The 6,243-nt window shown below is 70.8% G+C and carries 7 protein-coding genes; 2 read left to right on the forward strand and 5 right to left on the reverse strand.

All coding sequences use genetic code 11. From position 1 onward, the window contains the following. The 4 genes from AC27IO_RS18905 to AC27IO_RS18920 all read right to left on the reverse strand — a co-directional run. Positions 1 to 1,186, reverse strand: a 1,186-nt coding sequence (locus AC27IO_RS18905) for a multifunctional CCA addition/repair protein (protein WP_498740181.1), incomplete at its 3' end; no start/stop codon positions are given. 192 nt (positions 1,187 to 1,378) lie between these two features. After that, positions 1,379 to 1,738, reverse strand: a complete 360-nt coding sequence (locus AC27IO_RS18910; protein ID WP_498740183.1) for a hypothetical protein — start codon at positions 1,736 to 1,738, stop codon at positions 1,379 to 1,381. A 119-nt stretch (positions 1,739 to 1,857) separates the two neighbouring features. Continuing rightward, positions 1,858 to 2,550: a glutathione S-transferase family protein gene (locus AC27IO_RS18915; RefSeq protein ID WP_498740185.1), complete on the reverse strand. Its 693-nt coding sequence runs from the start codon at positions 2,548 to 2,550 to the stop codon at positions 1,858 to 1,860. 119 nt (positions 2,551 to 2,669) lie between these two features. After that, on the reverse strand, positions 2,670 to 3,242 hold the full coding sequence (locus AC27IO_RS18920) for a 5-formyltetrahydrofolate cyclo-ligase (RefSeq protein ID WP_272565224.1): 573 nt from the start codon (positions 3,240 to 3,242) through the stop codon (positions 2,670 to 2,672). A gap of 15 nt (positions 3,243 to 3,257) precedes the next feature. On the opposite strand from AC27IO_RS18920, the gene AC27IO_RS18925 reads away from it, so the two are divergent. Both AC27IO_RS18925 and AC27IO_RS18930 read left to right on the forward strand, forming a co-directional pair. Further along, positions 3,258 to 5,240, forward strand: a complete 1,983-nt coding sequence (locus AC27IO_RS18925; protein ID WP_498740187.1) for a lytic transglycosylase domain-containing protein — start codon at positions 3,258 to 3,260, stop codon at positions 5,238 to 5,240. 83 nt (positions 5,241 to 5,323) lie between these two features. Next, the gene (locus tag AC27IO_RS18930) at positions 5,324 to 5,881 is read left to right on the forward strand and encodes a DUF4124 domain-containing protein (RefSeq protein ID WP_498740189.1); all 558 of its coding nucleotides are present in this window, start codon (positions 5,324 to 5,326) and stop codon (positions 5,879 to 5,881) included. 34 nt (positions 5,882 to 5,915) lie between these two features. Here the strand turns inward: AC27IO_RS18930 and AC27IO_RS18935 are convergent. Further along, positions 5,916 to 6,243 (reverse strand): cytochrome b/b6 domain-containing protein (locus AC27IO_RS18935; RefSeq protein WP_498740191.1); only part of this gene is annotated, 328 nt, incomplete at its 5' end.

Consider the following 6,243-nt stretch of genomic DNA (forward strand, 5'->3'; position numbering starts at 1 on the left):
TCGCCGCCGCGGCGCGGGCGGCGATCTCCGCCGTCACCACCGACTGCGCTGCCGCGAGGATGGCCGCCAGCCGGGGGCGCTGGGGGTAGGGCGTCTCTTCGAAGCCGAGCCGGCCCCGCGCGTCGCATTCGCAGGCCAGCAGCACCTCGGCAAAGCGCGCCGGCTTGCGCAGGGCGTCGCAACGCTCCAGGAGCCGCAGCAGGGCGGCGGCGTTGAGGTCCGCGCTGCGGTGGATGTGGCCGTGCTCGCGTGCCACCACGTCCGCGGTTTCGCGGCAGTCCACCGGCACGCGCAGGCGCTCGCACACGTCGCGCAGCAGTTCGGCGCTGCGGGTTTCGTGGCCGATGTGGCGCGGCAGCACGTCGGCCGCAGTGGTGCCCTTGCCCAGGTCGTGCACCAGGCAGGCGAAGCGCACTGCCAGGGGCGCCTGCAGCCGCGCGGCCATGTCCAGCACCATCATCACGTGCACGCCGGTGTCGACCTCGGGGTGGTACTCCGCGCGCTGGGGCACGCCCCACAGGCGGTCGAGCTCCGGCAGCAGCACGGCCAGCGCCCCGCAGGCGCGCAGCACTTCGAACATGCGCGAGGGCGCGGGCTCCATCAGGCCGCGGGCCAGTTCCTGCCAGACACGCTCGGCCACCAGGTGATCCACCTCGCCGGCCTCGACCATCTCCCGCATGAGCGCCAGGGTCTCGGGGGCCACGGTGAAGTCGGTGAAGCGCGCGGCGAAGCGGGCCACGCGCAGGATGCGCACGGGGTCTTCACGAAAGGCGTCGGTCACGTGGCGCAGCACGCGCGCCTGCAGGTCGCGCACACCGCCGTAGGGGTCGCACAGGCCGTGCGTTGCCGAGGGGTCGGAGCCGGAGGCACCGGCCGCATCGGCGGGCTGCGCGATGGCGTTGATCGTGAGGTCGCGGCGCGAGAGGTCTTCCTCCAGCGTGACCTCGGGCGAGGCCTGCACCGCAAAGCCGCGGTAGCCGCGCCCGCTCTTGCGCTCGGTGCGCGCCAGGGCGTATTCCTCGTGCGTCTGGGGATGCAGGAACACCGGGAAGTCGCGCCCCACGGGCAGGTAGCCCTGCGCCGCCATTTCGTCGGGCGTGGCGCCGACGACGACCCAGTCCCTGTCGTTGACCGGGCGGCCCAGCAGCCTGTCGCGCACCGCGCCGCCCACCATGTAGATTTGCATGGGCGGCAGTGTACGGCGCGGCGTTGCGGACCCGGTTGGCATCTGCCCAACGGTCCGCGCGATCGATTCAAGGCCAAACCGGTGCCATGCCGGCGGATTTCATGCCTGGTTTGCTATTGAAAATATAGCAAAAGACAGTTGGCGGTGGCTGGCGCCCGGGGGGGCTGCTGGGAGTCGCCGCCTTCGCGCCGCTCAGCGCTTGTCGGCCGTCAGCCGCGCGAGCGCCCCCCGGATCACCTCGATGCGCTGGACCTCGTAGGAATGGCTGTAGCGCAGGGTCTTGATGCCGTGCGGTCCCGAGATGGCGCGCGCCTCGAAATCGCCCTGCAGCCGGTCGAGGCAGGCCAGCAGTTCGGGGTGGTGGCGCGCGGCCACGGCCCGGTCGAACGAGAGGCTGCCGTCTGCCCTCGGACCGAAATCGCTGTCTGGCAGGGTGCCGTGGCCCGGCGTGAACGGAGGGGGTGGAATGGCGAACCGCGTGGGCGGGCGGCCGGGGCGGTCCACCCCCATCAGGGACGGATCGGGCGGGGTGCTGAAGTAGGTGGAACGCATGGAACGCTGGTCCTGGAGTGGCTGCGTTCACAGCGTGCCGCCGCTCCCGCCACGCCCCTGCCGCAGGCCGGAAGCGATGTTCCATTTTGCGAAGCGCCCCCCCGCGGGCGCTTCGCCGATCAGCGCGCCGTGCGGCCGAGCCGGTAGGGTTCCTCGAAGTCGAGAAAGTCCGCTTCGGCCTCGGCCCCGCGCACCCAGTCCTGCACGCCCGGCAGCGCCAGCACGCGCTCCACATAGCCCGCGATGTGCGCCGGCAGCGGCAGGGCGTAGGTGGTCAGGCGCGAACACACGGGGGCGAAGAAGGCATCGGCGATGGTGAATCCGCCGAACAGCAGCGGGCCGCCGTGCGCCTGCAGCAGCGCCGTCCACATTTCGATCAGCCGCGCCACGTCGGCGCGCACGGCGGGGCGGTCGCGCCACAGCAGGGCGCCGGTGTCGGGCAGGCGGGCCTCGATGTTCATGGGGCAGGCGCCGCGCAGCGCGGAGAAGCCGCTGTGCATCTCGGCGCAGACGCTGCGGGCCCGTGCGCGGGCGGCCGGGTCGGCAGGCCACAGCGCCTTGTCCGGGTGCTTTTCCGCCAGGTATTCGGCGATGGCCAGGGTGTCCCACACGGCCAGGTCGCCGTCGACCAGCACGGGCACCTTGCCGGTGGGCGTGACCGCCTGGATCTTCTGCTTGAACTGCGAGCCTTCGTCGAAGCTGTCGAAACGCAGCGGCACTTCCTCGAACGCGATGCCGGCCTGGCGCAGCAGCACCCAGGGGCGCATGGACCAGGAGGAGTAGTTCTTGTTGCCGATGTAGAGCTGGAACATGGGATTCACCTCGGAAAACGGGAGGTGCATCCTACGACGCCGTCGAGCAGCCTTTCGATGCCTTTTCGCCAGGCGACTGATGCGCGCCGCGCATCAGCGGTGCCTGGCGCCCTGGCCGGTCAGATCGGCCAGACCACGCCGTTGTCGTTCAGGATGGCGTTCAGTGGCAGGTCGTGGGCCTCGGGCTCGAAGTCGTCGATGTAGCCGTGCGTGAAGCCCAGGCCCACCGTGGTGGGCACTGGCTGCAGCGTGGCCAGCGTGCGGTCGTAGAAGCCGCCGCCGTAGCCCAGCCGGTAGCCGCCGGGGCCGTAGCCCACGCAAGGCACGAACAGCAGCGAGGGCACGATCACCTCGGTGTCCTTGGGCTTGGGGATGCCGTAGGCGTCCTCCTCCATGGGGCAGCCGGGGTACCAGGCATGGAAGGTGAGGGTCTTGTGCACCTTGTCCACCACCGGCAGGCCGATGCGGCGCCGCTGGGGCTCGTCCAGCAGCTCGCCGTCTTCCTTCCAGCGGTGCAGCGCCGGGAGCGGGTCGAACTCGCCCTTGATGGGCCAGTAGGCCCCGATGACGGTGTCGGGCCGGTCCACCAGCCAGATTCGCATGACGCGCTGAAGCAGGTCCGCCCGCTGTAGGCGGTCGGGGAGGTTCAGGCGTTCTTCTACCAGTGCGCGGCGCAGGGCTGCTTTGTCCATCACATAATTCCCCCAATGCAATTGCTCAAGATTCTGACACCGCTCGTCGCGGGCGCCTTGCTCGCCGGTGGCGCGACCCTTGCGGTCGCGCAAAACCGGGGTGACGATACCCTGCTGGAGATGCAGCAGGCCTTCCGCAAGGGCGACCGGCAACGTCTCACCCAGTTGCTGCCGAGTGCCCGTGGCCACGTGCTCGAGCCCTGGGCCGCCTACTGGGAGTTGCGGGCCCGCCTCGGCGAGGCTCTGCCGCAGGAGGTCGGCGCCTTCCTGCAGCGCTACGCCGGCACCTACCAGGAAGACCGCCTGCGCAACGACTGGCTGCTGCTGGTGGGCCAGCGCCGCGACTGGGTGCAGTTTTCCGAGCTGCATCCGCAGTTCCGCATGGGAGACGACCGCGAGGTGCGCTGCTACGCGCTGCTGATCGAGCAGATCAAGGGCACGGCGCCGGCCGGCGCCATCGAGGAGGTGCTGCGCAACTGGTACGGCCAGCGCGAGGCCGACGACGGCTGCACGCACGCGGTGGCCGAGTTCTATGCCGACAAGAAGGTCACGGCCATGGACATCTGGCGCAAGGCGCGCCTGTCGGCCGAGGCCAACCGCGCCCGCGCCACGCGCAACGCGGTCGAGATCGTGGCGCCCGAGGCGCTGCCGCAGCTGCGCGAGGTATTCGATTCGCCCGTCAAGTTCCTGGCCAGCCGCGCCACGGCCGCCGGGCGCGTGCGCCAGGAGCTGGTCGTGCTCGGGCTCATCAAGATGGCCATGGCCGACCCTGGCGCCGCGGCGCGGCTGCTGGATGCCAAGTGGGGCGTGCAGCTGTCGTCCGAGGAGCGCAACTGGGTCTGGGGCGTGATCGGCAAGCAGACGGCGATCGCGCTGTCGCCGGACGCCATGGGCTACTTCGGCAACGTGTCCAAGGACGCCGACCTGTCCGACGACACCCTGGGCTGGAAGGTGCGCGCCGCCCTGCGGGCCGGGCAGTGGAAGCAGGTGGCGCGCGCCATCGACGCCATGTCGCCCACCGCCCGCCAGGACAGCACGTGGACCTACTGGCGTGCCCGCGCCTGGCTGTCCAACCGCCCGGGCGACGAAGACAAGGCCCGCGCCCGCGAGTTGCTCGAACGCATCGCGGGCACCAACGGCTTCTATGAAATGCTGGCCCTGGAAGAGCTGGGCCAGCGCGTGGTGCTGCCGGCCGCGCCCCTGCCGCCGACGCCCGACGAAAAGGCCGCCGTGCGCGCCAACCCGTCGCTCAACCGCGGGCTGTACGCCATCTTGCTGGGGCTTCGCGGCGAAGGCGTGCGCGAATGGAACTACGCCACCAACCTGCACAGCCCGGGCGGCATGGCCGACCGCGAGCTGCTGGCCGCCGCCGAGTTCGCCTGCCAGCGCGAGGTGTGGGACCGCTGCATCAACACCAGCGAGCGCACCAAGGCGGCGTTCGACGCATCGCAGCGCTTTCCCATGCCGTTTCGCAGCACGGTGGTGGCGCGGTCGCAGGCCATCGGGCTCGACCCGGCCTACGTGTACGGGCTCATCCGCCAGGAAAGCCGCTTCGTCATGGACGCGCGCTCGGGCGTGGGGGCTTCCGGCCTCATGCAGGTGATGCCGGCCACGGCCCGCTGGACGGCCCGCAAGATCGGCATGGCGAATTTCACGCCCGACCAGATCAACGACCGCGAGACCAACATCACCATCGGCACCGCCTACCTCAAGCTGGCGCTGGACGATTTCGACGGCTCCATGCCCCTGGCCGCTGCGGCCTACAACGCCGGCCCGGGCCGCCCGCGCAACTGGCGCAACGGCCCGCTGCTGGAGGCGGCCATCTGGGCGGAGAACGTGCCTTTCAGCGAAACGCGCGACTACGTGAAGAAGGTGCTGGCCAACACGACGCTGTACGCCGCGATCCTGAGCGGACAGCCGCAGTCGCTCAAGGGGCGGCTGGGCAGCGTGGGGCCGCGCGATGCCGCGGTGCCGGAGCCGAACAAGGACCTGCCCTGATTCCTGCGCGGTGCCGGGTGCGAGGGCGCCCGGCACTGCGGTTTCACCCGGCCGCGGAGGGCGGCCGTTTCAAAAAAAAAACCATGTCCAACAAGAAGAGAATCGGGGCCGCTGCGGCCATCGCCGTGGCAGCCGGGTTGCTGTGCGGGGCCGTTTCGGCGCAGCCGGTCTACAAGTGGGTGGATGCGCAGGGCCGCACGCAGTATGGCCAGCAGCCGCCGGACCTGTCCACGGCCGAGCAGCCGCAGTTGCACAACACGGTGCCGTTCGGCAGCAGCGGCGGGACCGGTTCCGCCGCCGCGCCGCGCAAGCTGCCCCGGGACGTGCAGGACCAGGTGAATGGCCTGGCGCAGGGTTTGACCAAGACGCAGCCGGGTAAGGTGCCGCTGTCCTGCGGCAGGGCGGTGAGCAACGCGACCTCGGGCCTGGACACCATGCTGGAGACCGGCGACAAGAACGCACGCGACGGCTACCTGACCCGCGAGCAATACGAAGCCACGGCGGGCAAGATCCGCGCCACGCGCAGCCACATCACGGTCGGCGACTGTGAATCGGCCACGGGCGTCAAGCGCGACTTCTACCAGTGCATTTCCAACGACCGCAACCACGTGATGGGGTGCGCGCAGCAGCACCGCTTCTGAAGCCCCGCCGGCCGATCCGCCGGCCTGCCGGCGCTCAGGGCACGTCGTCGCCCGTGGGCGGGGCCTTGCGCCCGGTGACCATGGCCCGCACGAGATTCTCGCGGTGCTTGTACCCGGTGAACAGCACGCCGCCCACGTGCAGGGCGACCAGGCCCAGCAGGGTCCAGCCCAGGCCCTCGTGCAGGTTGGCGAGCCAGCCGTAGCCCCAGAACAAGTCGGTGGTGTAGAGCCAGCCGGTGAACCCCAGCAGACCGATGCAGCCCAGCAGCGCCACCACCATCCAGCCGCCCAGCGGGTTGTGGCCCAGGTGGCGCGGCGCGCGTCCCGCGCCCACGGCCCGCGCGTAGGCCCAGGTGGCGGCC

The sequence above is a fragment of the Acidovorax sp. KNOB132 genome, assembly GCF_057541515.1.

Bases quoted from the DNA above. Each gene is read 5' to 3' on its own strand.
- AC27IO_RS18915 (WP_498740185.1), bottom strand. From the start codon at position 2,550: ATGTTCCAGCTCTACATCGGCAACAAGAACTACTCCTCCTGGTCCATG.
- AC27IO_RS18920 (WP_272565224.1), bottom strand. From the start codon at position 3,242: ATGGACAAAGCAGCCCTGCGCCGCGCACTGGTAGAAGAACGCCTGAAC.
- AC27IO_RS18925 (WP_498740187.1), top strand. From the start codon at position 3,258: ATGCAATTGCTCAAGATTCTGACACCGCTCGTCGCGGGCGCCTTGCTC.
- AC27IO_RS18930 (WP_498740189.1), top strand. From the start codon at position 5,324: ATGTCCAACAAGAAGAGAATCGGGGCCGCTGCGGCCATCGCCGTGGCA.
- AC27IO_RS18910 (WP_498740183.1), bottom strand. From the start codon at position 1,738: ATGCGTTCCACCTACTTCAGCACCCCGCCCGATCCGTCCCTGATGGGG.